Consider the following 24,516-nt stretch of genomic DNA (forward strand, 5'->3'; position numbering starts at 1 on the left):
GTTAGAAAAAACTCTTGCTACAACATCTTGTATACGGGTTTGAACGAACGTCTATGGTGTGGGGTCACCCCAAGTTTTTGTAGTGACTCCAAATGCACAGCTGTGGGGTATCCGGCGTTCTTTTCCCAGCCATAGCCCGGATACTGTTGCGCCAAATCCACCATGATGCGGTCGCGCACTGTTTTGGCCATGATTGATGCGGCGGCAATCGACACGGATTTGCCATCGCCTTTGACAACGGCCTGCGCGGAAAGTGTCAGACCCTTTGGGATTAGATTGCCGTCGATCAGAACGTGGTCGGGGGGTTTGGGCAGTCCGGCCACCGCCCGCTCCATCGCCAGATGTGAGGCACGCAGGATGTTCAATTCGTCAATCTCGGCAACAGTGGCGTGGGCGACCGATACGGTGGCACATTCCAGCAGCAGATCATACAGCGCCTCGCGGCGTTTGGCGGTCAGTTTTTTGGAATCGTTCAGACCGGCGGGGATGTTCTGCGGGTCCAGAATGACGGCAGCGGCGGTAACAGGGCCGCAAAGGGGGCCGCGCCCGACTTCATCAACGCCGGCAATCAGGGTGTGACCGGCATCTATTGCGGTTTGTTCAAGGGTGAAATCTGGGGCTGGTTTTGTCATATGCCCAGAAAACCCAGAACCACCCCCCCATGCAAGAGAAAAGGGCGGGGAGCCTTTTTCAGGCTCTCCCGCCCCAAAGGTGCGAGGACGCAACAAAATCGCACCTTTTACCCGAAGGTATCGGGGTTACTGCACCGCCACGCGGTAGCCGTTGTCACGCAGGCAATAGGGACCGTAAACATTACGACGACCGTAGTCGGTGTTGATCCGGCGTTTGCACTGTTGCGGCAGGCTTAGGCGGGGTGCGTATTTGGCAACACAATGGGCACCGTAGGCACGGATGGCGCCATTGGGCGTGTAAAAGGTTTTCAGGCAACGGTTCGGCACTGCCGGCTGGACCGGAACTGGCGCGGGGCGGCGGCGATCATTGTCTTTGATAATCCGGCTAAGAATATAGAGCGCGGCAAGCCCGCCCAGAATTTTAGCACCGTCATTGGGTTTGGCTGCGGCAGGCAGTGCCGAAATTGATGTAACAGCAATTGATGCGGCGAGCACGGTGGCGATCAGTTTCTTGGTCATGTCGTTTCCTTTCGATATGAGCCGGCGTGTGTTCGCCGGAAGCGATGAGATGAATTTGGGGGCAAAGCGGCGCGCTAGACAATAACGGCACATTGTTATCGGATATCAGCGGGGGAAACGGGGGGTTGTTATTGAATAGCACCGCATAATCCGCCATGTTCCACACATGATGAAAAAGCTGATCCTGACCCTGGCCATATTGGCCGCCTCGCCCGCAAGCGCATCCTGCTATGCCGATTACAAGGCCAAGCAGGACGGCCCCTTGCGCCTGCATTATGGTGTGATCGAATTGCCCGATACCGCCTGCACCCCGCAGGCCGCAAAGCCGCAGATCGCCCAACGCATTTCGGCCGATGGCTGGCAATTGCTGAATATTCTGTCCATATTCGGGACAGAGGGCCTTGAGGAAAGGAAAGACAGTGCCGGACAATACTTCCTCCGCTACTGAGACACGTTTAACCGGAACAAAGGTTGTCACACTGGGGATCGCCGCGATTGTGCTGATCCTGTTGGTGGCAGCCGTTTTGCTGTTCATGAACCTGCCGGATGCCAATGCGTTCAATGCACGGGTGGAACAGCTGTTTGTGGAAAACAACGACCTGACCAACAACGCCGAAATCAAGCTGTTGGAAATTCTGGCGCAATCTGGCACATCGTTTTCCGACACCTTGGCGTCCTATCGCACAGTAATCTTTGTGCTGCTGGTGTTCGCCACCGCCCTGCTGATCGCTGCGCTGGTGTTTTTGGTCACCATCATTGCCCTGAACAAACGCATGGGCGAGATCGAGCGCACGGGGATTCAGGTATCTTCCCTGCTGATCAGCCGCGAGGAAAACACGGTTTATCTGAACAACATGGAATTCAAACTGACCGAAGCGGCGATTGAAACCCTGTCGGTTCTGGCCGAAGCCCGGATGGACGAGGAACTGTTGTCCGGCTCGGAAATCGAGGGCATGATCTCGGGCCGGCCCGCATCGGATTGTGACGAGGCCGCAGGCGCCACCCGCATCAAACGGCTGCGCGATTCACTGGGCAACCAGATGGTCAGCGAACTGCTGGTCAAGAACATCGCGCGGCGTGGTTATATGCTGGCGATCGACAAGGATGTGATCCGGATGGTTTAGGGCAGGTATAAACTGCTCTTCTGCTATCAATGATATTCCCAACAAAATTTTGGTCCCCCAAGGATTCTGCGCTAGGGTGGAGAGTGCTCAAATAAAAATCTGGGAGGAACAAATGAATTTTACAGCAAAACTATTGGGAACAACCCTGCTATCGGCAATCGCATTGGCAAATACCGCAATAGCACAGGAGTTGTCCCGTGTGGCAACAATGCCCGCAGGTGCAGAAGTCACAGGTCTGTCGGTCAATGGCATGGGCGAGGTATTCCTGAACGCCCAACATGTCGGCGGCAGCAACTACCTGAAGGAAGACGGACAACCCGCCACCCTGGGTTATCTGGACGGGTTTGACACCGCAAATTATACAGGCGGAAACGTGGATATCGCCCCCGAAGATAATCGCGGAGTGGTCCATACCGCAACGGGAGCGTATATCACGTTGGCCAAAGCCGGGGACAAGCTGGGCGATGGCAAAGTATTGGGCGGGGTTTATGATACCTCGGGCAATCTGATGTATATTTCGAACGCGCCCGATTTTAACGGCTTTATCCCGACCAGCGGCAACACGGCCTATCTTTACACAGGCTGGGAAGGCGCGGGGCGCGATGGTGCCGGTGCGGTCAGCCGCCTGCCGCTAAAGCGTGTCGATGGCAAATGGCAGGCTGATTTGGCAGGTGGTGCCATGCTGGATGTCAGTTCGATTGACGGGGCGCAGGTGGTATGTTCGGGCACAGTCACCCCTTGGGGCACGCCGTTGCTGGCCGAAGAAAACTTCTTTTTCAACTCGGCAGTCTGGAACCACCCGAACCAGTATGATGACGATGAAAACCCCGGCTACAAGGGTGGCAACGATATTACCTATATCAAGCCCAAGAATATGATGCAGTATCTGGGCCGGATGGCGAACCCGTATCGCTATGGCTATCTGTTCGAAATCAACAATGCGGCAACGGCCAGCGATTACAGCTTTGTCAAACATTACGCCACTGGCCGTCTTAGCCATGAAACGGCGGCCATCATGCCGGACGCGCGCACGCTGTATATGAGCGATGATGATTCCGCAAAATACAACGACAAGACTTATAACACCGCTTCGGGCGGGGTGTTGTTCAAGTTTGTGGCCGATGTGAAAGGTGATCTGGGTGCAGGCACGTTGTATGCCGCCAAACTGACCCAGGATGACACGCCGGACCCGCAAAAGGCCGGATTTGATGTGGAGTGGGTTGAACTGGCACACGGTAACAATGCGCAGATCGAGGGCTGGATTGCTGAATACGACAATGTCACCACCGATGACTATGTTGAAGGGCAAACCAGCTATATCTCGAATGACGACATCATGAACTGGGCCGAGGGCAAAACCGGCAATGATCTGAACGGGGATGGCATAGTTGGATCATATCCCGATGACCGCCCCGCGTTTCTGGAAAGCCGCCGTGCGGCCGCCGCATTGGGGGCCACAAACGAGTGGGACAAACTGGAAGGCGCGACATCCTTTGGAAACACGGTTTATGTGGCGGCCTCGGCGCTGTCCTGGACCATGGATAAATCATGGGGTCAGCCCGATTGGGTCACTGGCGAACGTGACGAAACCGACGGCGGTGCAATTGCCCTGAACAAGGAAGATTGCGGTGGCGTCTATGTGGCCAATACCGGCAGTGATTATAACATCACGCGGCTGGATCCCTATGTGGTTGGCAAAACAATCGAGGATGGCAGTTGCGATATGGAACGCCCCGCCAACCCCGACAATATTCTGGCAATGCCGGATGGGTCATTGTTGATAGGCGAAGATGCAGGGCCGAAAAAGCACACTCTGGATATGTTGTGGCTGGCGAAGTAACCTAGCCCTACAAGAAAAGAAAAGCCCCCCGCTGTTTAGCAGCAGCGGGGTTTATCAATATGGTGCGACATGCTCTAATTCGAGGCCGCCCCGATACTTGCAGTAATAAGCGATGGCACGATCTGTTTCACGACACGGCCCCAACGCGTAATCGGCTGTTCGGCGATGAAAATAATATCGTTTGGCCGCAGTTCCATTTTGGTTGCCAGCAGGAAATTGACCGCATTGCGCGCATCAATATGCCAGGCCGTCACTGCCCCGAAATCCGCCGGGTTCGGAGATGCCCGCAGGATATAAATCTGCGACGGGTTCGCGAATTCTGTCAGCGCCCCGCCACCGGAATACAGTGCATCGGCAACAGTCGCCTTGCGCCCGAACGGAAGGGGGAAGCGGTTTTGGTTCTTAACTTCGCCAACCAGATAGACATAGTCGCGATCCACCGCATCCAGTTCTATTCTGGATTTGAAATTCGAGCGGCTTTCCTCAAGCGACGCCCGCCGAAGCGAGATTTCCGCATTCAATTCGTTCAAAGCAAGAATGCGGGAATTCTGCCGGAATTCTGCCAGTTTGATCTGTTCTTCGAAATAAGCCTGCGCCTGGTCCAGTTTGTAATCGGTATCAACGAAAATCCGGTCGCCGTCTTTAAGGCGTATCTGCGTATTCGGCAATGATTTCAACGGCATCTGGTATAGCTTGCCATCCCGATACAACCGCAAGATCACGTATTTCCCATCCGGAGCATCAACACCGCCCGCTTTGGCAAGGGCTTCGTTCAGATATAGCGGCGTCAGGGTTATAGGCTCGATAGCAGGGTTTTTCACCGCACCGCCAACTGAAACCCGCTTTGAATTGAACTCGGCAACTTCCAAACTGAAAGTCGGATCAATCTGGTTTTCAACAAGTTGCTGGAACACGATTGTTTCGGCTTCTTCCAAGGTTTTACCAGCCAGAGGAATCCGCCCGACATCGGGAATGGCAATCGCACCGTCATCCTGAACGGTATACCCCTGCCTGCGGTTTTGCGCCGCCAGCAGCCCTGACAATTCCTCAACGGTTGTGCCTGCCTGACGGGTCGCAAGCACCAGCACATCACCCACACCAATCCGGTAAGGGCGGTCAGGGATCGAGGGTGGCAGACGTGTCTCAATCGTTGTTGGGCGTGATTGTGGCTCTAGAGCGGGCTGCGGCAATGCTCCGGCACCCCGCATGCTGCCGCCCGCGCCAGCATTCTGGAAAAACACTGCGGGCAGTTGCTTGGGCCGGTAATTGGACTTGTTCGCAATCAGCACAGTTTCCGGATTCAGATTTACGACGCGAACCTTTGTTCCATCCGCCTGTTCCGAGACCGAAGGCGAGATATACGCAACCCCGCAGCCGGAAAGGAAAAGGCCCAATGCTATCCAGATAGTTTTCATTTGGTAAATCGCCCAAAGTTCATTTTTCAGAGTTATCGCAAATCTTGCCGTATAAGGGAATGCCTTGAAAGCAATTTACATCCCTGTAACGAAAAGGGGCGAACCTGATGCGGTTCGCCCCGGAAACACTCAGACCACTTCATCATAAGACGTGGTCATGTGCAGATTTTTAGTTCGTTGTTGTGGAAGAGCTGCCACCGCCTGCTGCAGCAGCAACAACCACCAGAGCAAGCAGGCCAAGCACGGCACCGCCACCCAGGCCACCCATCGAGCCAGCCGGTTCGGGCGCAACCATTGTTTCGCCTTCAATAGCCGGATCGACCAGGCTACCTGCAGATGCAGAAACAACAGAAGTTACAGCCAACGCAGCTGCCAAAGAAAGAGTAAGATGAAACCGCATATTGGCCTCCATAAAAGTTACACAAGATTAGACATTATCTTGGTTAGTTATTAACATAGGCTTGCTTAAGAAAAAACATTTCTTTTTAATGCCCCCCTTAATCTGTGCGAATTAATGCCAATTTATCGCGACAACTGTTGCGAAAAAACATACCCTACATCGGGTCCGATCCATTGTTTGCTTTGCCGGATACGATTTCGATTTGATATCCAATAGGTATTCCTGATTTGAAATTCCGGGTTACTACAACTCTCGATCACCTTACGTAAGGTAAGCTTTAATTCATATATTTCAATGACTTCGGAACCTTTATTTTTGACGCTACAAACAAAACTGCGCCGAACGGCCTGATCTTCGCCATCCAGATAATCATAGATACGGACATATGAGCCAGAACCGGACCGGACAGCAGCAAGGGCCTGACCGGTGTCTGCCGCCATCAGGTCGGGCCCAAGTCCCCGTGTGGCAACAAGCAGCCCACCGCGATAGCCGAGGGTAATTCCATCCGAACTGATCCAGGTCACCACGCCCCTGTTTTCACCAAACGGGCTGAGGGTTGCATAAGCATTTCTACTGTCGAGACCCACAAACAGGATTGGCGTTCCCGCCTTGTCGATGGCTTCCCTGGTCAGGTGTTTTCTGGGATCGACGGGTTTCGCTTTTGGCTTTAACGCCCCAACAGCAGATTTAAGGGCCAGAGACAGAATAGTCGGATCGGGTGCGTTAGCCCCGCTTTTTTCCTGCTTTTCACAAGCCGAGAGAAGCCCAAGGCTCAACATTAGTCCCAGTGTAATAAATAGATTTACCCTCATCGCCAGAACCGCCCCCAGCGGCTTTTCAAATCGGGATCATGTAGTTCACGAACCGTTTCATACAGTCTTCCGTTTACATTCAGCCGTGCGCCACCATCGCGGGTTAGCGGGCGAATGGTGGTTACGGCTTTGCGCCGGGTGGGCTGACCGGTGACCCAGCTGATCGGGATTGTCAGCTTGATCCCCTTGTCAAATGATCCCTCGCCGAAATCTTCGAAGGAAACATTGGTGAATGTGGCAAAGGCCCCGACCTTCCAGCCATTCCTGAATTCACGATCCAGCGAGATGGTAGCCCCCCAGTCACCCGCCAGATAGCGCCCAACGTCCAGTTGACCGTGAAACCCGTTGCCAAATGCGTAATAGGCCGAAGCATGGCCGGTAAACACATCGTAATCCTGGAATCCGAACAACTGATCAAAATCGCGCTTTTTGGCATAGTTCACCTCAAGCCCGAATGCGAGGCGACTGTCGATGGGTTTCCACAATATTTCACTGGACACACCGCCATACATCTTTTCCAGATAACCAACAGTAAACCGGCCATACAGGTTCTTTGCGGGCTGGTAATAGTAATCCAGCGTCAGGTGATCCAGAAGCGGGCCATCCGCCTTGGCATACAGATTTGCATCGGTCCGCACATGTGGCAGAACCGAGCCAGCCGCCCGACCGGAATCCAGATTTCCGATGATCGGTTGGCGAAGCGCACCTGACAATGACAGCCCGCGGGCAATTTCATATCGTCCCGACAGTTCGGCGCCAAAATCAGCCCGTAGGGGCTGATCCGGATCGAAAAAGCTGACGTCCATATAAGGGGACAGACCCCATGTCAGGCGTGGATACAGACCAGGACGCGATTGCGGGCCCTCGGCTGGCGACGATGGATCTATTTGCGCGCGGGCATAGGACAGCCATGCGCTGTCTGAGGTATTTTCCAGCGTTTCCATATCCGAGCGGCGAACCGTGATTACGCTGGGCACCATACCATTCACGACCGGTTCGATTTTAAACACTTCGACCGAGGCAGGCATGACCTGTGTCAGCAATCTGGCAGTACGGCCGATTGCCTGCGGCATGGCCTCGTATCTATTGTTCCGGATTCTGACCCGGGCTGTTGTTCCCGACATTTCCAGCGCTTCCAGTTCCATACCTTCGGCGGCCAATAGCTGCGACAGGATGTTTTCGATCCTGGCTGTTCTGGCGTCATCCACAATCCATCCGGTCCCCCAGTCTGCGGGTGATACATTGCGGGATATTCTGGGTTTGACCGGCACCGGCCCCCGACCAAGGCTTCCTTTGGCAGGCGGGTGTTTCGGGTTGAACCGAAAGCTGGCGCCGACCGAAAAAACCGAACCGTACAGATAGGACGCGGACAGATCGACACCTGGACGAAGCCGGTAATTCAAACCGAAATTCACCGGCGAGCGATGCACGAAACGGTCTGCGGGCAAGCCGCGTGTGCTTTCGGTGACATAGGCATCAGACGAATATTCGAGTTTCAATGTCAGCCGGTCATTCGCGGCCCATGAAACACCCCCGAAAAAGGCGGCGTCCCCACGAAACCATGCGTTTGTATTTGGCTCCCCTCCCAATCCGGAAAAGCCCGGGCGCGTATAGAAACCCGAATTCAACCGACCAAGCGGATTTGAGAACCCGTTGTATGATCCCAGCCTGCCCCAACCGATACCGCCGGTAACGGACAGCCGGTCGCCAATGGATTTGGTGGCAACGATATACTCAGCCGAAAACAGCCCTGTGCCCATGAAATCCTGCAAGCCAATCGCGATGGCGGGACGATAGCGCCCCTCATCAATCAAACGGTAACGAAAATCAAAGCTGCGGTCCCAGGTTCGCTCGCCGGTCACACTGAAATTATCCAGTGTTGCATAGCGAAAACTTGCAGACAAACGCGGTGTTAGCTGGAATGTCAGGGTGGCGCGGGCCTGCCCGTCAAAGGTGGAAAATGTTTGCGCAAGCTCATCATCTTCGGCGCTTTGGGCAGTTGGCATATCTATCAGTCCGGGGGTGCCATAAAGGGAATAGCTGTATCCCTGCGACTGGGCATAGGCCGGAAGAATCCAGTATGAACATGCAATGAATACGGCAGACGCCTTGCCAAGCGCCCTCGCCTGCGACTGCTTCGGGATCTTTACGTTGTCTTTGCGCGTTCTGGTCAAGGCCAATCTACTCCGCGTTCACCTGTTGTGACTGACTGTTAAACAGGAACCGTGCTTTTCTCAACTGTCGTTTGGTTTTTAATCCCGACCTGTGCAACGGCTATCGTTAACAATGCAGACTGATCGGGGGGCACGAACCGGCCCTGCTATTGGGCAATTTCCTGTTGATAGTGATGATATCCCTCGACGCGGGTTGCGATCAGTTGGCGCAACCGGATTTCATCGCCTTCATCAATCGAGGCCCTGATTTCCCGGATCATAGCAGCCACTTCGATCTGGGACAGCTTCGCCTCTTCGGCCCGCAGGATTTTCGGGTGCGGCGTCAGGCACAGGCTGTCGCTGTCGATCAGCAGTTCCTCGTATAGTTTTTCACCCGGCCGCAATCCGGTAATTTTGATTTCGATGTCGCCCTGACCGGTTTGCGGATCAAACACATACCGGCCCGACAGGGTGATCAACTGGCGGGCGATATCAATAATCTTGCGGGGTTTGCCCATGTCCAGCACGAAGACGTCCCCGCCTTCGACATAGGCCCCCGCCAGCAACACCAGACGTGCGGCTTCGGGTATTGTCATGAAATAGCGGGTGACTTCGGGATGGGTCACGGTAACCGGCCCGCCCATTTCAATCTGTTTTTGAAACAACGGCAACACCGAGCCGGACGAGCCTAAAACATTGCCGAACCTGACCATGGAAAATTTGGTCGCCGAATGGCGGATCTGGATATCCTGCACCACAAGTTCGGCCATCCGTTTGGTGGCCCCCATGACATTCGTGGGCCGCACGGCTTTGTCCGTCGAGACCAGAATGAAACGTTCGATCTGCGCCTGCGCGGCGGCTTCGGCAACGATCTGGGTGCCAAGGACATTGTTTCGCGCCCCTTCCAGTTCGTTGCTTTCGACAAGCGGGACATGTTTATAAGCAGCGGCATGAACGATGATTTCAACGCCTTCGTCCGCAACAACATTCGACACACGCGGTGCATTTGTAACAGAGCCTAGATAGGCAGACACTTCGATTCCGGCGTGATTTGCCTTGGGGCGTAGTTCCTGATCAATCGAATACAGCTGGAATTCACCCTGTTCGAACAATACAATCCGCGCCGGATTACAGCTGACAAGTTGCCGGCAAAGCTCGGACCCGATTGATCCGCCGGCCCCCGTTACCATCACGACACGCCCGGCATATGTTTTGGCAATTTCCGGCGTGTCCAGATCAACTTTGTCGCGCCCCAGCAATTCGTCCGGGGTAACCGGCCGCAGGTCTTCGATGATCGCATTACCAGCCATCATATCAACATATGAGGGCAATACATGCACCTCGACACCCAATCCTGTGAGCTTGGAAATGATGTCCTTCTGGCGTTCTTTTTCGACCGACGGCATAGCAACCAGAATACGCCCGACCCGGTGCTTGTTGATCAGTTTCTCCATATCGGAAGGCGCACAAACAGGTAGCCCTGCAACCATCAAGCCATGCAAATTTGAATTGTCGTCAATAAATGCGACTGGTCTGGCTTCTTTTGACTGGCGAAGGGCCGACGCCAACTGGATACCGGCGGAACCACCGCCGTATATCAACACATGCTGCCGCCCCCCTGCGCGATCAGACAAGTACGTGATAACATACAATCCCAATACCCGCATCAGGACCGAAGCAACAAAGAACAGCATTCCAAAAATCAACGGGACAGAACGCGAGCCGGATAGTTGCAATAAGTAGCTAACAGCCATTGCGGTGACCGAAAGCGATACCGCCGCCAACCCAACCTGCAACATGGCGCGGGTTTCAAAGGCATTCAGCTTGATCTTTGGAAGATTGAAAAAATAGATAATTGCACCGCCAAATACCGTCATCAGGACGAAAAGCTCCCACGATTCCATGACCATAGGAAATGGTGTGGCCGTTCCATATCTAAGCGCAAATGCCGTATAAAGAGAGATGGGGATAAGCAGGATGTCTGCTGTCAGGAACACCATACGTTTCGCAGAGCGAGACATATTCAACAGATTGTCGAGCAAAAACATATACACTACCTTTTCATATGTGCACATATTGCTGTGCACACATTGGCCCCACTTCACAAAACCGCCCTACCCCTTACAACTAACCCATTCGATTTAGCTTGAATAGAGAAAAATCTACACAGGCAAGGTAACGAATAGTAAGCCGCCAAATAACACAGCAAAGTTCAAATGCGACCCTAGGTATATCGCTATGACAGGCATACAGGATTTGTTACATTGACCTTGAATAACAGGTATGCAAAGCAGTCATCCGGTCCCGGAGTAATGAGCATTTCATGAATACAGCACGTATGAACCTACCAGTATCTTCTTTGGATTCACAGGCCTCGCCCGAGAGCGAGATTGATCTCATGCTGCTTTTTCGCACGTTATGGCGGGGCAAAATCTGGATCATTCTAGCGACGGTTATCGCCATATTGATTGGCGGTTATTATGCCTATTCAATTGCAACGCCCTTATACACAACACGGGCTGTAGTTATGCTGGAAAACCGGCAGGAACAGGTGGTCGATATCGAGAGTGTCATGACCGGCCTTTCCGGCGATCAGGCGACTGTAAATACCGAAGTTGAAGTCATCCGTTCCCGAGGGTTGCTGGAAAAGCTTGTTCTGAAACTTGACCTGCTGAATGACCCCGAATACAACACAGAACTACAGCCGGAACCCATCATCTCGGTCACTAAAATTGTCAATTTTTCCAGAGGGTTGATGGGTCTACCCCCAAAGGAAAAAAAACAGCTTAGCGAGCGCGACATTCTGGATGCGACGATTGATGAATTGTTGAAAAAACTGTCGGTATCCAATATCCGGCAAAGTTATGTTTTCAATATTGTTGCAACCTCGGAAGACCCCGAGAAAGCCGCATTGATTGCCAACACCCTTGGCGAACTCTACATCCGTGATCAGCTTGAGGTGAAATTCGACGCAACAGCGCAGGCAACCGAGTGGCTAACCGAGCGGGTTACCCAATTGCAAGTGGAACTGGAAGATGCCGAGTCCGCGGTTAAGGAATTTGTCTCGAATACGGATCTGGTCGGGCCGGAATCTCTGGATGCTTTGAACCGGCAACTTAAGGATTTGCGGGAAAGGATGCTGAAAACCAAAGCCACGCAGATCGTTGCACAAAAGCAGGCGGATCATTTGCGCGCATTGGCCGAATCTGGCGAATTTGAGGAAATTGTCAAACAGACCAATGACCCGACTTTGCGTCGGCTGTTTCTTGCGCAGGGCAATGCAAATGACGGCAGTTCGAAAGCCTTTCAAGCGCGGTTGGAAAATGTATTGCAAAATACCGATCAGAAAAACGCACAGATGATCAATCAGATCAACGCCCTTAGCCAGTCGATCGACAGCCTGCAAATCCAGATCGAAAGCCAATCAAAGGACCTTGTCCAGCTCCAGCAATTGCAACGGGAAGCCGAGGCCAGCCGCCTGATCTATGAATATTTCCTTAGCCGGATGAAAGAAACAAGCGTCCAGCAGGGCATTCAGCAAGCGGACAGTCGTGTTCTTTCATATGCTGTGGTTCCGTTAAGGCCCGCATCGCCGCGCAAGGCAATCATTCTGTTCCTGTCAGCGATCATGGGAATGATTTTCGGGTCGGGAATGGTGCTGCTGAAAGAATACGCGCAGAATACTTTCCGCACGCCCGAAGACCTTGAGCACCTGTCCGGCGCAACTGTGATGGGTCAAATCCCGATCATTCCGGCCAGAAACCGGAAAAAAGTTCTGAAATATCTGACCGATAAACCGACCTCGGCAGCCGCAGAAGCGATCCGAAACCTGAGGACTTCAATACTGCTGTCCAACGTCGACAAACCGCCCAAGATCATTATGTCAACTTCCTCGATCCCCGGGGAAGGGAAAACAACGCAGTCCCTTGCTTTGGCTCAAAACCTGTCAGGCCTCGGGAAAAAGGTGCTGCTGGTTGAAGGGGATATTCGTCGCCGAACCTTCGCGGAGTATTTCGACATCAAAGATAAACAGGGGTTGTTGGCCGTGCTGTCCGGCGAGGCCAAGCTGGAAGATGTTGCCATTTTCAACGAGTATCTGAAGGCCGATATCCTTATCGGAGAGAAATCCGCCATCAATGCGGCCGATGTTTTTTCCTCGGACAGGTTTCATAAATTTCTGGATGATCTGCGCAAGAAATACGATTACGTCATTATCGATACTCCGCCGGTTCTTGCCGTGCCAGATGCCCGCGTTATCGGTCAATCGGTTGATGCCATCCTTTACACGGTGAAATGGGACAGCACCACACGCCGTCAGGTTTCCGAGGGGCTGAAGTCGCTCAGAAGCGTTGGCGCGGCTGTGACGGGACTGGTTTTGGCGCAGATAAACAAGCGCGGCATGAAGCGTTATGGCTATGGTGACAGCTATGGGGCTTATGGCGATTATTATGACAACTGACCCCTACCGTTCGATACAATAGGGATTTTGTAAATGTATTGACAAATTCTACACCGGATTTTCGCATCACTTTTCCGGGGTTATCCATGTCTGACATATCTGCCAATCTGTCCTTGCCTTTCATCCTGCCATCGCAGGCACAAAAACACGTCACCTTTAATGAAGGGATGCGGCGGCTGGATACGCTTGTTCAGCTGATGGTCCTTGCGGTGGATCAAACAGCACCACCGGCAACACCAAATGACGGGGACAGGTATATCGTGCCTGCCGGCGCCACGGGTGACTGGGCGGGACACGAGGGCGATATTGCCGTGTTCGAAGAAACCAGCTGGCAATTTCTAACGCCCGGCAAAGGCTGGGTCGGCTGGGTCGATACCGCGAATGAATTACACGTTTTTGATGGCACCGACTGGTTGCCAATCAGCGATACATTCGATCTGCAAAATCTGGATATGGTCGGGATTTCGACAACCGCCGATACGATCAACCGGCTGGCCGTTGCATCCGAAGCCAGCCTGTTCACACATGCAGGTGCAGGCCACCAGATGAAGCTGAACAAATCCACTGCCGCGGATACTGCCAGCCTGCTGTTTCAAACCGGCTGGTCCGGACGGGCCGAAATGGGCACCACGGGGACGGATGACTTTGAAATCAAAGTCAGCGGGGACGGGGCGGTTTTCCACTCTGCCATGATTGCCACCGCCGCCACGGGTCGCGTTCAATTCCCGTCCGGAGTCGACGGGTTATCCCCTGCGGAATTCGGAAACGGATCGCTGCTGACCACCGATTACAGTGCCTCGAAAGGGGTTGATCTGGTTGCCAATTCAACCGGATTGCTGGGGAACAGTTATAACTATCCGGCTGAATTCACCTATGATCCGGTGGTTACACCGAATTTGCCGGCCAGCTTCTATTTCCCCGGCTACTTTACCAATACCGCCAAAATGCAGGAATTCCTGCCTGTTGATCCAAACAAGGTTTATCGCCTGCAATCCTATATCCGTCAGGAAAGCCAACCCGGAGACTGGAGCGCCTTTACCTATGGTGAAAGACACACACAGTATATGGGCCTGTATGCTTATGATGCGGATTGGCAGGTCATTTCCGCACAACACCACATGCGCTATAAACACAGCAGCATAGACAGCCTGACCACACTTGCGGCCCCGCTTGCCCCGGGGGATACCTCTATATCGCTGACAAATGCCAGTGGCTGGAATGAAACCGACACAACAGCCAACAAACGCGGGGTCATTATTTTTGGTTACAAGAACAGTGCCGGATACACATATGACTATTACAGCCGGTTGGTTGAACCGGATCTGTTCGATCTGGGACAGGTAAACAAAACCACCCATATTGTCACCCTGAACAAACCCCTTCCGGCCCACATGGGCAACCCGGACGATCCGGGCGGGATCTGGCCCGCAGGCACCAGGATCGCCAATTCATCCAGTGGCAATTCATTCAAATATGCGTTCTATGCCGGACTGCATGTCCCCGAGGTAGACCGGTGGTATCTGACAACCGGACATATCGGCGGGATCGATACTTCGGGAACGAACTATACCTCCAACTTCGCCCCGGGAACCACCTATGTGATCCCTTTCTGGCTGCCCAATTTCAGCAACCGCGCGGGCGGATATGCGGGGCATCCAGACACGGGGACGGGCCATAAGGTATGGTTTACCGGTGCGTCGGTTACACCCGAACCTCTGGCTGTCATGTCCGAGGTTCTGACAGGGGCCGACACGGGCCGCAAAGATATCAAGGTGCCGACAGGGGATTTCGCTGCGGGGACTATATCGCTTGCCGCCACCAGCATCAGCATTGATCCGGTATAAATTGATTGCGTCCTTCAGGTCTGCTTGTGTCAGGCCTGAAGGAAGTCAATTCCATCATGGCTTATGCTGGCTGCGGTTAGCCGGCCTGTTGCATAGGCACCGGTATCAATCGCAACACGGCCGTTTTCGATTGTCGGGCTGTCTACGATGGTATGGCCATGCACTGTCCAGATTCCATCCTGTCGGGCCTTGTCTCTGAAATCCTTGTGCCCCCATTTCAGCACCCGTTCTTCCTGCTGGTCAATCGGAACCATAGGGTCGGCCGCGGCATGAACCACCGCCACATTTCCGCTTTGCCAAAAGGTCGGAAGCGCGCGCAGCCAGTCAATCAGATCTTGGCCCATCGCCTCGATCAGTTGATCCCGGGCGTATTCCAGCGCATCGCCGCTGCTGCCGGTCGAAACCCCTGAAACGCCAAAACTGGCCAGCGTTTGCAATCCGCCAAATTTGATCCAGCGCTCGCCACGATCCACAGGGTGATCAATGAACTTGAGCATCATGTCTTCGTGATTGCCGGCCAGACAAACCGCAGGGGTATCCTGTAACGCAAACAACCGTCTTAGAACCGCCGCGCTTTCTTCGCCACGATCCACATAATCCCCGACGAACACAAGCCGCGCCTGCCCCTCCTTGTCGGCCTGATCTATCTTGTCCAGCAGGCGGGCCAGCAAACTGTCACAACCGTGCAAATCCCCGATGACAAAGAATGGTTCGTCCGGTGCAACCGGCGCATCAAAGGGTTGTGTGTCTGTGTCAGGGTTGTTTGAGAAAAGTCGGCGTAGGAGTTTCATGGGCGCTTTATATTTTATTCATATGACTGCCACCATATTCAGACAGAACTAAATCCGAAATGTGATATGGCGACGCAATGACAAATACCTTTACGTTGCTAGAATTTCAGGCTGTCCGGCATTTTTTCTACCGGTGTCCAGTCAAAGCAGTCTTGCAACAGCGTCGATTGCCCGATCACAACCGGATCCAGGGCACCGCTTACCATGTCGGACTTGTTCAGCATCTTGGCCACGGCCCGCAATACCCCAGTCGGGACCGGCAGCAAACGCGCCTTTTTGCCTTGTGCCGCCGCGATATAACGGATCAGCGTATTCGTCGGGACAAGCTCTCCATCGTGGACTTCGATAAATTTGCGGTCACATTTTTCCCATGCCTCGCTGTTGGCAATAACGATATGCGACACCAAATCAGCCAGATTGCGAACGGACAGATAGGGGCGGGGTTGCAAGGCAAGACCAAGCGGGATCGGCAGCCCTTTGGCTGTCAGTTTGAACAGCGGAGCAATGCCGCCTTTCATTCCCGAGCCATAGATTGCGGGCGGGCGCAGGAACAGCATATTCTGGTCTGGCGAAAGCTGTTCAAGGAATACCTCGTCCGTTGCCGCTTTTTCCTTGCCGTAGCGGTTACTACGCCCCGCGGTCTGGTTGGTCGGTGTGGCCGCAACGGAACTCATTATGATTGTCTTGGAAATGCCTGCGCCCTTTGCCGCATTGGCCAGATTTTGCGCCATACGCACATTTTCGCTGTTCTCGATCAAAGAATCCGCATCGTTGCCGCCTGTATTACCGGCCAGATGAATCAAGGTTTCCTTACCCGACAGCCAGTCAGGGTTCGGCATTTCCCGGGCCAAATCCAGTTGGAAATTTTCGGAAATACCATCAATATCATGGCCGGTTGAACGCGTAATCGTGCTAACCCTGTGACCATCCCGCACAAGCCGTTTCACGATATGCCGCCCGACAAAACCGTTTGCGCCGGTTACGATAATCGGAATACAACTGCCCATACTACCCCCTGAACTGATCACGTCTGCCTTCCACCCTGTATCAACAATAAACAGTGCCCGCCATGCAAATTGCATTCGTATCGCAATACTTTCACCCCGAGCCGTTCTCGAATTCAGAGATCGCACAGGCGATGCAGCAACGCGGGCATGATGTCGAGGTGTTAACAGCGGTGCCCAACTATCCGGCGGGCGAATTCTATGATGGCTATTCCAACAAACAAAAGCGCCGCGAAATCTGGAAGGGTATAGGTATCCGGCGGGTGTTCACTTTGCCGCGCAAATCCGGCGCTTTACGGTTGATTCTGAATTATTTCACATTCGCCATCACGGCAAGCTGGGCGGCGCGGTTCGGGCGTTGGAAAAAACCGGATGTGGTATTTGTCAGCCAGTTGTCACCTGTTTTGATGGGACTGCCCGCCATCATACTGGCACGGCGCTACAAGGTGCCGTTGGTTTTGTGGGTTCAGGACATCTGGCCGGAAAGCGCCACCTTTACCCTTGGTTTGAAAAACCCGCTGCTGGTTAAGCCCCTGCACTGGATGTCCGGCTGGATTTACCGGCGGGCTGATCACATACTGGTGCAAAGCGCGGCTTTCCCGCCGATGATCACCCGTTTTGGCATTCCCGAATCCAAAATCCGCATCTTTCCAAACACCGCACCGGATTGCTATTTTCCGGTTGACCCGAAAGATGCCAAAGACAAGGCGCGACTGGTGCCGCAGACAGGTTTTCGCATTATGTTTGCGGGAAACATCGGCGAAAGCCAGGATTTCGATACCATTCTGGACACTGCAAAAGCATTGCAAGCAGATACGGACGTTCAGTGGGTCATTATCGGTTCAGGGCGCGATTTATCCCGCGTTCAGGAACGGGTTGCCAATGAGGGTCTGATCGACGTGTTCCATTTTCCGGGGCGCCACCCGCAAGAGGAAATGTCGGCATTCTTTGCCCATGCCGATGCCATGCTGGTCAGCCTTAAGGATACCCCGATTTTTTCCCTGACGGTTCCTTATAAAATTCAAAGTTATATGGCCTGCGGCAAGCCTATCATCGCATCGCTTGATGGCGAAGGTGCACGGATTGTTGGCAAAGCAAAGGCCGGCGTTGTGTCCCCGGCCTGCAATCCGAAAGCACTGGAAACGGCAATCCGCGACATGCTGGGAAAAACAGATCTGGAGCGCAAACAGATGGGCCAGAATTCGCTGCACTACTTTCAACAGCACTATGCCTCTGACATGTTATACGACCGGCTGGCGCAATGGCTGCAAAAGGCCGCTGATTCCTGTGAACCCCTGAAATAGAACGTTTATCTTTACGTAGCGGCAGTTAATAAATGGGCGCCCTCACTAGCGGTAAATGATGTGGTAACCCCCTTGTTGCACACCCATAGCAGTATTTGTTTCTTGTTATTGGCATGTCATTCCAATAGTGGTGAGCAGGTGAAAGTTAAGGTTAATCAGGGTGAAATGAGGGGCTTCTACGATGCTTCTTATCCCTGTTACCGATTAAAGAGTTGCAAACCGGGACAAACGTATAATGGCCTTGAAACCTCCTGAATTTGTTTTCGTCCACAGCTATTCCAGTACGGCTGATAACTGGCATGATGTCATGCTGGGCAAAAACGGCGTGGATGGCCGGATTGGCAAAGCGCAAAAACTGGCCGATGAATATTCCATCCCCCTGATTGCTAATGACATAGCCGATGCCCGAAACAGGAAACTCTATCGGGACTTGGGTATTACCAACCTTGCAACCGCCAGAAACACCCGCGATGAAGTGGTTTCCGCCCTTAAGGCAAGCGTGGATGGCGCGGTTCTGTTTGTCACATCACCTGATCATTTGCCCCGCGTTGTGCGCGATGTGATGGCAGAAAACGGTGTTCGCTGCCTTTTTGCCGCATCCGATATTTCTTTTTCCCCGTCTGGTGCAAAAGGTGTAAATGTCATTGAACCGGCACACGAAAAATATCCGGTTCATAATATACGCGACAGTCAAAGCCCCACAGAACCCGACAAAATAGCGTCCAGATAAAACCCGAGGTACCATGAGCACCCGTAATCGCGATATTAAATGCGCCCTGATCACCGGCGGGACCGGATCGTTTGGCAAAACCATGCTGCGTGACCTGCTGGATCAGGGAACCCCCGAGGTCCGGATCATCAGCCGTGACGAGGAAAAACAGGATGCCTTGCGCAATGTTTTGCGTGACGAACGGGTCCGTTACTATATCGGCGATATCCGCGACAGGGAAAGTCTGGATCGCGCCATGCACGGGGTCGAATGTGTGTTCCACGCGGCCGCCCTGAAACAGGTTCCCAGTTGCGAGTTTTTTCCGCACGAAGCGGTGCGCACAAACATCCTTGGCTCGGAAAATGTGATCCGGTCGGGCATTGCGGCAGGTGTGCGCAACATCGTCTGCCTGTCAACCGACAAGGCCGTTTTTCCGGTCAATGCCATGGGCATGTCAAAGGCCCTGATGGAAAAAACCGCACAGGCCGCGGCGCGGGAACTGGGAAATATGGCCAAGACCACGATTGCCTGTGTGCGTTATGGCAATGTCATGTATTCCCGTGGCTCGGCCATCCCGCTGTTTGTGCGCCAGATCAAGGAAGGCAAACCGATCACTGTTACCGAACCCAGCATGACCCGTTTCCTGATGCCGTTGCGCGACAGTGTTTCTCTGGTGAACCATGCCTTTAGCCATGCACGGCAAGGGGATTTGTTCATCAAAAAGGCGCCTGCCTCGACCATTGTCGATCTGGTGGCAGCGCTTAAGGAACTGTTTGAGGTGCCGGATCACCCTGTGGAAATCATCGGCTGGCGCCATGCCGAAAAGCTGTATGAAACACTGGCCAGTGCACAGGAACTGATGACCAGCGAGGACATGGGCGAATACTATCGCATCCTGCCCGACCAGCGCGATCTGAACTACAAGAAATTCTTTAGCGAAGGGGACACGCAGACGGTCGAGCAAGACGATTACCATTCGCACAACACCGATCAGCTGGATGTCGAGGGTGTAAAAACCCTGTTGCGCACCCTGCCGGAAATTCAGACCGAGCTTGCGGCCTGGAAAGGCGGCGCATGATACGGGTTGTCGTAACAGGCGCGGCAGGGTTGATCGGCTGGCACGCCTGCGCGCGCCTGCACGCCGAAAACTGTGCGGCCGGTTTCAAAGGAAATCCAAACCCCTATGACATTATACCGCTGGACCACGCCGGATTTGACGACGATACCCAATTGCAAAACGCACTTGCCGGTGCCGATGCGGTGTTGCATTTCGCCGGTGTGAACCGCGCAGCCGATGACGTGGTAGAAGCCGCCAATCCGGCCATTGCCGAACGGATGATCGCGGCTTGTCAGGCGGTGGATGCGAAGCCCCATATCGTATATGCAAATTCGACCCACGCGGGGTCGGACACCCCCTATGGGCGCTCGAAAAAACGGGCTGCCGAAATTCTGGCGCAAAGTAGCCGCGCGTTTACCGATCTGGTTTTGCCGCACATTTTTGGCGAAACCGCACGCCCGTTCTACAACAACGTCACCGCGACCCTGATCCACCAGTTGGTCAACAACAAAACGCCCGAGGTCAATCCCGATGGCAAGGTGCAACTGCTCCATGCAGGCGTGGCGGCGCAAACGGCTATTGATGCTGTCATCAACCGCACCACCGGCCAGATAACCCCTACCCCGCAACCCATGACCATTCCGGCGCTGCTGGCAAAATTGCAGGGGTTCCATGACAGCTATCAGGCCAATATCTATCCCGATCTGACGGATGCATTTGATCTGGCCCTGTTCAACACTTACCGCGCGGCGACCTATCCTGACGGCTGGCCCCGCCCGCTGAAACTGAACACCGACAGCCGCGGCACCCTGTTTGAAGCCGTCAAAGGCGGCGGCGGCGGACAGGTGTTTTTGTCAACCACCAAACCGGGCGTCACCCGTGGCGACCATTTCCACCTGAACAAGGTCGAGCGGTTTTTGGTGATACAGGGCGACGCCATGGTCAGAGTGCGCAAGGTGCTGGACAATACCGTTTGGGAATACCGCGTTTGCGGCGACGCCCCTGCACCGGTCGACATGCCGACCCTGCACACCCATTCGATCGAAAACATCGGCAAGGGCGATCTGTTGACCCTGTTCTGGACCCATGATCTGTTTGATCCGGCCAATCCCGACACCTATGCAGACAAGGTTTTACCATGAGCAAATCAAACAAACTGAAGGTCATGACGATCCTTGGCACCCGCCCCGAAATCATCCGGCTGTCACGGGTCATGGACCGGCTGGACCGCTATTGCGACCATATCATCGTGCATACGGGGCAGAACTGGGATTACGAGCTGAACGAAGTGTTCTTTGAAGATCTGGGCGTGCGCAAACCCGACCATTTTCTGGGGGTTGGCGGTGGCAGCCTTGGGGAAACGCTGGGCGGTATTTTGCAGAAAACCGAACAGGTGCTGGAACAGGAAAAGCCCGACGCGGTGGTGATCCTTGGCGATACCAATTCGGCCATTTCCGCGATCATGGCGCGGCGTCTGAAAATTCCGGTCTATCACATGGAGGCCGGCAACCGGTCATTCGACCGCAACGTGCCCGAAGAAACCAACCGCCGTCTGGTGGACCACATCGCCGATTTCAATCTGGTCTATACCGAACACGCCCGCCGGCACCTGTTGGCCGAAGGGCTGGAACACCGGCGGATCACCCTGACCGGCAGCCCGATGCGCGAAGTTCTGGAACATTACCGCGACAGGATCGAGGCATCGGACATTCTGGCAAAGCTGGAACTGGAGCGTGGCAAATATTTCATCGTATCCCTGCACCGCGAGGAAAATGTAGACAACGCCGCAAGGCTGACATCACTGGTGGAAACCCTGAACGCGCTGGCGGATCAATACGCATTTCCCGTTATCGTTTCGACCCACCCGCGCACCCGCAAACGGCTGGACGCGCTGGGCTTGTCGCTTCATCCGCTGGTCAAGGATGCAAAACCGTTCGGGTTTCATGATTACAACCATCTGCAAATGAACGCGTTTTGTGCCGTGTCCGACAGTGGCACGATTGCCGAAGAGGCCTCGATCCTCGGCTTTCCCGCGATCACCCCGCGAGATGCCATTGAACGTCCCGAAGCGCTGGATGTGGGATGTATCATCATGACAGGGCTGGATCGTGATACGATGCTGGACAGCATCGCCGCTATCACCTGCAGCTTTGCGGCGCGCGAACAATCCGGCCAACCCCACCCCGTTCCAGCCGATTACTGCATCACCAACACATCGGAACGGGTGGTCAACCTGCTGCTGGGCACCGCACGTCTGTCAAACCGGTGGGACGGCATTCGCGATAACCGAACCGAATGACCGCCCCGCAAAAGATCATCTGCTTTTTGTTCGACCCCAACATCGGCGGGCCGACGATCCGTGCGCGCAGCGTTTATCAGCAGATGATGGCGCAGGGTTTCGACATCCGCGTGGCCTTTCCCAAAGGCGAAGGAACCGCCGCCGCTTATCTGGCCGAAAAGCACATACCGGTTGATCAACTGGCCATTTCCAAACCGGTCATGCCCCGCAAAGTGGGTGCTTTCCTAAAGTTCGCCCTCGGCTCTCCGCTGGCCCTGTTCCGGGTTGTTCGCTATCTGCGGCGGGAAAAGCCGGATGTCATTCATGTGAACGGCGCCTTTGATACCCTTCCCGCCATCGCCGGGCGGCTGGCAGGGGTTCCGGTTGTCTGGCATCTGAATGATACGGTTTTCGGCCCCCGATTGTCCGGCATATTGGGGCGATTGGTGCGGCTGGTTGCCAGTGAAATTGTCATTGCCGCCACCCGCGTCGGGGAACATTATGGTGTCATGGGGGCCAATCCACGCGTGATCTTTGCGCCGGTGGATGTGCACCGCTTCAAGGCGCGGGACACCGGCAAAGTGCCGGGCCAGAACCCAAAGCTGACGCTTGTCGGTAACTGGAACTGGATCAAGGGGCATGATCGTTTCATTGATGTTTTACTGGACCTGAAACAACAGGGCATAGCGACCCGCGGCATTGCCGCCGGTGGTTTTCTGGACGGGCAACGCGCCTATTGGGAACCCCTGCTGGACCGGATCAAAACCAATGGGCTGACCGACAGTTTCAAGGCCCCCGGCTTTGTCAAAGACACCGTTGGTCTGCTGACCGGTAGCGATCTGCTGCTGCTGACCTCGCATTCCGAGGCCAGCCCGATGTCGTTGCTGGAAGCAATGTCCATCGGCCTGCCGGTGGTCAGTTTCGATGTTGGCGGGGCAAAGGAAATGCTGGGACAGGGGGATGGCGCGGCTGGCATTGTCGTGCCAAACGGCGACACAAAGGCAATGGCAAATGCTGTCGCAACCCTGCTGGATGACACAAACCTTTATCAACAAATGGCGCAAAACGGCCAACGGCGGGCACGCGACAAATTCTCGCTTGAAACCTGTATAGAACGGCATATAGCGGCCTATGAGGCCGCAGTGCAAAGCAAGAGTAGGACAGTAAAATGAAGTGGATTATCACCGGCGGGTGCGGATTTATCGGCCGCGCCCTGATCCGGCACCTGAATTCCGAAGGCGGCCACAAGATCAGGGTCTATGACAACCTGAGCGTCGGAACCCGCGATGATCTTGCCGGCGAAGCGCCCTTTGTCGAACTGCCAGATGACAACCTGTCCGACTGGTCTGCCGATCTGGCCCTGATAAAAGGCGACATTCTGGAGGCCGACCATCTGCGCGCTGCTGCTGCCGGTGCCGATATTCTGATCCATCTGGCCGCAAACACCGGCGTTGCCCCCTCGGTCGAGGATCCCTATAGCGACTGCCACACCAATGTCATGGGCACCCTGAATGCGCTCGAGGCCTGCCGCCACGAAAACCTGAACCGGATGGTTTTTGCATCCTCCGGCGCGCCGCTCGGGGTTCAGACCCCTCCCTTGCACGAGGAAATGGCCGCGCACCCTGCATCACCCTATGGCGCCTCGAAACTGGCGGGCGAGGGGTATTGCTCGGCCTATTTTCATTGCTACGGAGTTGAGTCAGTGGTGTTGCGGTTTGGCAATGTTTATGGCGAAGGCTCGACCCGCAAGGCCTCGGTTGTGGCGAAATTCATCAAGCTGGCGATGGCCGGTGAAACGCTGGAAATCTATGGCGATGGTTCGCAAACCCGCGACTTTATCTATATCGGCGATCTGATCCGTGCGGTTTATGCCGCCGCGACCACCCCCGGTGTTGGCGGGGAAACCTTCCAGATTGCCACCTCGGCGGAAACAACCGTGGGCGCGCTGACCGAACGACTGGTCGCCGCCATCCAAGAGGTCACAGGCATCGAACCAAAGTGGATCAACGGGGAACAAAGGGCCGGTGACGTGGCCCGCAACTTTTCGGACACCAGCAAAGCGGCGGCCCAATTGAACTGGACGCCAAAGATGGATCTGGACGAAGGGTTGCGCCGCACCGTGCGCTTTTTTGCAGAACAATGATTGTTCGTCTAGTTTATGTAGTTTGAAGGAGT

Annotated in this window: 21 protein-coding genes; 12 read left to right on the forward strand and 9 right to left on the reverse strand. The window is 54.3% G+C overall.

What is annotated here, in order from left to right; all coding sequences use genetic code 11:
* Window positions 1–17 precede the first annotated feature (17 nt).
* Together rnhB and BAR1_RS15385 are read right to left on the reverse strand one after the other, a co-directional pair.
* The gene (gene rnhB, locus BAR1_RS15380) at window positions 18–632 is read right to left on the reverse strand and encodes a ribonuclease HII (protein ID WP_118943846.1); all 615 of its coding nucleotides are present in this window, start codon (window positions 630–632) and stop codon (window positions 18–20) included.
* A 126-nt stretch (window positions 633–758) separates the two neighbouring features.
* Window positions 759–1,151 (reverse strand): hypothetical protein, encoded by a 393-nt coding sequence (locus BAR1_RS15385; RefSeq protein ID WP_118943847.1) that lies wholly within the window; start codon window positions 1,149–1,151, stop codon window positions 759–761.
* A 169-nt stretch (window positions 1,152–1,320) separates the two neighbouring features.
* Here BAR1_RS15385 and BAR1_RS15390 point away from each other — a divergent pair, with 169 nt between their 5' ends.
* The 3 genes from BAR1_RS15390 to BAR1_RS15400 all read left to right on the forward strand — a co-directional run bounded on the left by BAR1_RS15390 (window position 1,321) and on the right by BAR1_RS15400 (window position 4,115).
* Complete coding sequence (locus tag BAR1_RS15390) at window positions 1,321–1,599, forward strand: hypothetical protein (RefSeq protein ID WP_118944511.1); 279 nt, start codon at window positions 1,321–1,323, stop codon at window positions 1,597–1,599.
* Window positions 1,571–2,275: a winged helix-turn-helix domain-containing protein gene (locus BAR1_RS15395; RefSeq protein WP_118943848.1), complete on the forward strand. Its 705-nt coding sequence runs from the start codon at window positions 1,571–1,573 to the stop codon at window positions 2,273–2,275. Before BAR1_RS15390 ends, BAR1_RS15395 begins: the two co-directional genes overlap by 29 nt.
* Window positions 2,276–2,387: 112 nt before the next feature.
* Window positions 2,388–4,115, forward strand: coding sequence for an alkaline phosphatase PhoX (locus tag BAR1_RS15400; protein ID WP_118943849.1), 1,728 nt, complete (start codon window positions 2,388–2,390; stop codon window positions 4,113–4,115).
* Between the two features lie 74 nt (window positions 4,116–4,189).
* Here the strand turns inward: BAR1_RS15400 and BAR1_RS15405 are convergent, their stop codons facing one another.
* The 5 genes from BAR1_RS15405 to BAR1_RS15420 form a co-directional block, all read right to left on the reverse strand.
* Window positions 4,190–5,530, reverse strand: a complete 1,341-nt coding sequence (locus BAR1_RS15405) for a polysaccharide biosynthesis/export family protein (RefSeq protein ID WP_118943850.1) — start codon at window positions 5,528–5,530, stop codon at window positions 4,190–4,192.
* Window positions 5,531–5,699: 169 nt separating this feature from the next.
* Complete coding sequence (locus BAR1_RS18065; RefSeq protein WP_162891813.1) at window positions 5,700–5,930, reverse strand: hypothetical protein; 231 nt, start codon at window positions 5,928–5,930, stop codon at window positions 5,700–5,702.
* A gap of 122 nt (window positions 5,931–6,052) precedes the next feature.
* Window positions 6,053–6,742 carry a YjbF family lipoprotein gene (locus BAR1_RS15410; RefSeq protein ID WP_118943851.1) on the reverse strand — a complete coding sequence of 230 codons (690 nt, stop codon included), beginning with the start codon at window positions 6,740–6,742 and terminating at the stop codon, window positions 6,053–6,055.
* Entirely contained in the window at window positions 6,739–8,886 is a 2,148-nt protein-coding gene (locus BAR1_RS15415; RefSeq protein ID WP_118944512.1) for a YjbH domain-containing protein, read from the reverse strand. Before BAR1_RS15415 ends, BAR1_RS15410 begins: the two co-directional genes overlap by 4 nt.
* Before the next feature lie 176 nt (window positions 8,887–9,062).
* Window positions 9,063–10,772, reverse strand: coding sequence for a polysaccharide biosynthesis protein (locus BAR1_RS15420; RefSeq protein WP_228408573.1), 1,710 nt, complete (start codon window positions 10,770–10,772; stop codon window positions 9,063–9,065).
* 446 nt (window positions 10,773–11,218) lie between these two features.
* On the opposite strand from BAR1_RS15420, the gene BAR1_RS15425 reads away from it, so the two are divergent.
* Window positions 11,219–13,354, forward strand: coding sequence for a GumC family protein (locus BAR1_RS15425; RefSeq protein ID WP_228408575.1), 2,136 nt, complete (start codon window positions 11,219–11,221; stop codon window positions 13,352–13,354).
* A gap of 86 nt (window positions 13,355–13,440) precedes the next feature.
* Window positions 13,441–15,198 carry a DUF2793 domain-containing protein gene (locus BAR1_RS15430; RefSeq protein ID WP_118943853.1) on the forward strand — a complete coding sequence of 586 codons (1,758 nt, stop codon included), beginning with the start codon at window positions 13,441–13,443 and terminating at the stop codon, window positions 15,196–15,198.
* A gap of 29 nt (window positions 15,199–15,227) precedes the next feature.
* Here BAR1_RS15430 and BAR1_RS15435 read toward each other — a convergent pair whose 3' ends face one another.
* Both BAR1_RS15435 and BAR1_RS15440 read right to left on the reverse strand, forming a co-directional pair.
* Window positions 15,228–15,989, reverse strand: a complete 762-nt coding sequence (locus tag BAR1_RS15435; protein WP_118943854.1) for a metallophosphoesterase — start codon at window positions 15,987–15,989, stop codon at window positions 15,228–15,230.
* Window positions 15,990–16,087: 98 nt separating this feature from the next.
* Window positions 16,088–16,996 (reverse strand): NAD-dependent epimerase/dehydratase family protein, encoded by a 909-nt coding sequence (locus BAR1_RS15440; RefSeq protein ID WP_162891814.1) that lies wholly within the window; start codon window positions 16,994–16,996, stop codon window positions 16,088–16,090.
* Between the two features lie 62 nt (window positions 16,997–17,058).
* On the opposite strand from BAR1_RS15440, the gene BAR1_RS15445 reads away from it, so the two are divergent.
* The 7 genes from BAR1_RS15445 (at window position 17,059) to BAR1_RS15475 (ending at window position 24,484) form a co-directional block, all read left to right on the forward strand.
* The gene (locus BAR1_RS15445) at window positions 17,059–18,297 is read left to right on the forward strand and encodes a glycosyltransferase family 4 protein (protein ID WP_118943856.1); all 1,239 of its coding nucleotides are present in this window, start codon (window positions 17,059–17,061) and stop codon (window positions 18,295–18,297) included.
* 235 nt (window positions 18,298–18,532) lie between these two features.
* Window positions 18,533–19,027 (forward strand): YdcF family protein, encoded by a 495-nt coding sequence (locus tag BAR1_RS15450; protein WP_118943857.1) that lies wholly within the window; start codon window positions 18,533–18,535, stop codon window positions 19,025–19,027.
* Window positions 19,028–19,040: 13 nt separating this feature from the next.
* Window positions 19,041–20,084: a polysaccharide biosynthesis protein gene (locus BAR1_RS15455; RefSeq protein WP_118943858.1), complete on the forward strand. Its 1,044-nt coding sequence runs from the start codon at window positions 19,041–19,043 to the stop codon at window positions 20,082–20,084.
* Entirely contained in the window at window positions 20,081–21,205 is a 1,125-nt protein-coding gene (locus BAR1_RS15460) for a polysaccharide biosynthesis C-terminal domain-containing protein (RefSeq protein WP_228408577.1), read from the forward strand. Before BAR1_RS15455 ends, BAR1_RS15460 begins: the two co-directional genes overlap by 4 nt.
* Entirely contained in the window at window positions 21,202–22,362 is a 1,161-nt protein-coding gene (gene wecB, locus BAR1_RS15465) for a non-hydrolyzing UDP-N-acetylglucosamine 2-epimerase (protein ID WP_118943859.1), read from the forward strand. Before BAR1_RS15460 ends, wecB begins: the two co-directional genes overlap by 4 nt.
* Complete coding sequence (locus tag BAR1_RS15470) at window positions 22,359–23,513, forward strand: glycosyltransferase family 4 protein (protein ID WP_118943860.1); 1,155 nt, start codon at window positions 22,359–22,361, stop codon at window positions 23,511–23,513. The genes wecB and BAR1_RS15470 overlap by 4 nt, the downstream gene beginning before the upstream one ends.
* Window positions 23,510–24,484, forward strand: a complete 975-nt coding sequence (locus BAR1_RS15475; RefSeq protein WP_118943861.1) for an NAD-dependent epimerase/dehydratase family protein — start codon at window positions 23,510–23,512, stop codon at window positions 24,482–24,484. The genes BAR1_RS15470 and BAR1_RS15475 overlap by 4 nt, the downstream gene beginning before the upstream one ends.
* The last annotated feature ends 32 nt before the right edge of the window (window positions 24,485–24,516 follow it).

This window comes from Profundibacter amoris (assembly GCF_003544895.1).
Taxonomy (GTDB): Bacteria; Pseudomonadota; Alphaproteobacteria; order Rhodobacterales; family Rhodobacteraceae; genus Profundibacter; species Profundibacter amoris.

What these genes read in the sequence shown, in the direction of transcription:
- rnhB (WP_118943846.1), bottom strand. Translation starts at nt 632, where the DNA reads ATGACAAAACCAGCCCCAGATTTCACCCTTGAACAAACCGCAATAGAT.
- BAR1_RS15385 (WP_118943847.1), bottom strand. Translation starts at nt 1,151, where the DNA reads ATGACCAAGAAACTGATCGCCACCGTGCTCGCCGCATCAATTGCTGTT.
- BAR1_RS15390 (WP_118944511.1), top strand. Translation starts at nt 1,321, where the DNA reads ATGAAAAAGCTGATCCTGACCCTGGCCATATTGGCCGCCTCGCCCGCA.
- BAR1_RS15400 (WP_118943849.1), top strand. Translation starts at nt 2,388, where the DNA reads ATGAATTTTACAGCAAAACTATTGGGAACAACCCTGCTATCGGCAATC.
- BAR1_RS15405 (WP_118943850.1), bottom strand. Translation starts at nt 5,530, where the DNA reads ATGAAAACTATCTGGATAGCATTGGGCCTTTTCCTTTCCGGCTGCGGG.
- BAR1_RS18065 (WP_162891813.1), bottom strand. Translation starts at nt 5,930, where the DNA reads ATGCGGTTTCATCTTACTCTTTCTTTGGCAGCTGCGTTGGCTGTAACT.
- BAR1_RS15410 (WP_118943851.1), bottom strand. Translation starts at nt 6,742, where the DNA reads ATGAGGGTAAATCTATTTATTACACTGGGACTAATGTTGAGCCTTGGG.
- BAR1_RS15420 (WP_228408573.1), bottom strand. Translation starts at nt 10,772, where the DNA reads ATGACGGTATTTGGCGGTGCAATTATCTATTTTTTCAATCTTCCAAAG.
- BAR1_RS15425 (WP_228408575.1), top strand. Translation starts at nt 11,219, where the DNA reads ATGAATACAGCACGTATGAACCTACCAGTATCTTCTTTGGATTCACAG.
- BAR1_RS15430 (WP_118943853.1), top strand. Translation starts at nt 13,441, where the DNA reads ATGTCTGACATATCTGCCAATCTGTCCTTGCCTTTCATCCTGCCATCG.
- BAR1_RS15435 (WP_118943854.1), bottom strand. Translation starts at nt 15,989, where the DNA reads ATGAAACTCCTACGCCGACTTTTCTCAAACAACCCTGACACAGACACA.
- BAR1_RS15440 (WP_162891814.1), bottom strand. Translation starts at nt 16,996, where the DNA reads ATGGGCAGTTGTATTCCGATTATCGTAACCGGCGCAAACGGTTTTGTC.
- BAR1_RS15445 (WP_118943856.1), top strand. Translation starts at nt 17,059, where the DNA reads ATGCAAATTGCATTCGTATCGCAATACTTTCACCCCGAGCCGTTCTCG.
- BAR1_RS15450 (WP_118943857.1), top strand. Translation starts at nt 18,533, where the DNA reads ATGGCCTTGAAACCTCCTGAATTTGTTTTCGTCCACAGCTATTCCAGT.
- BAR1_RS15455 (WP_118943858.1), top strand. Translation starts at nt 19,041, where the DNA reads ATGAGCACCCGTAATCGCGATATTAAATGCGCCCTGATCACCGGCGGG.
- BAR1_RS15460 (WP_228408577.1), top strand. Translation starts at nt 20,081, where the DNA reads ATGATACGGGTTGTCGTAACAGGCGCGGCAGGGTTGATCGGCTGGCAC.
- wecB (WP_118943859.1), top strand. Translation starts at nt 21,202, where the DNA reads ATGAGCAAATCAAACAAACTGAAGGTCATGACGATCCTTGGCACCCGC.
- BAR1_RS15470 (WP_118943860.1), top strand. Translation starts at nt 22,359, where the DNA reads ATGACCGCCCCGCAAAAGATCATCTGCTTTTTGTTCGACCCCAACATC.
- BAR1_RS15475 (WP_118943861.1), top strand. Translation starts at nt 23,510, where the DNA reads ATGAAGTGGATTATCACCGGCGGGTGCGGATTTATCGGCCGCGCCCTG.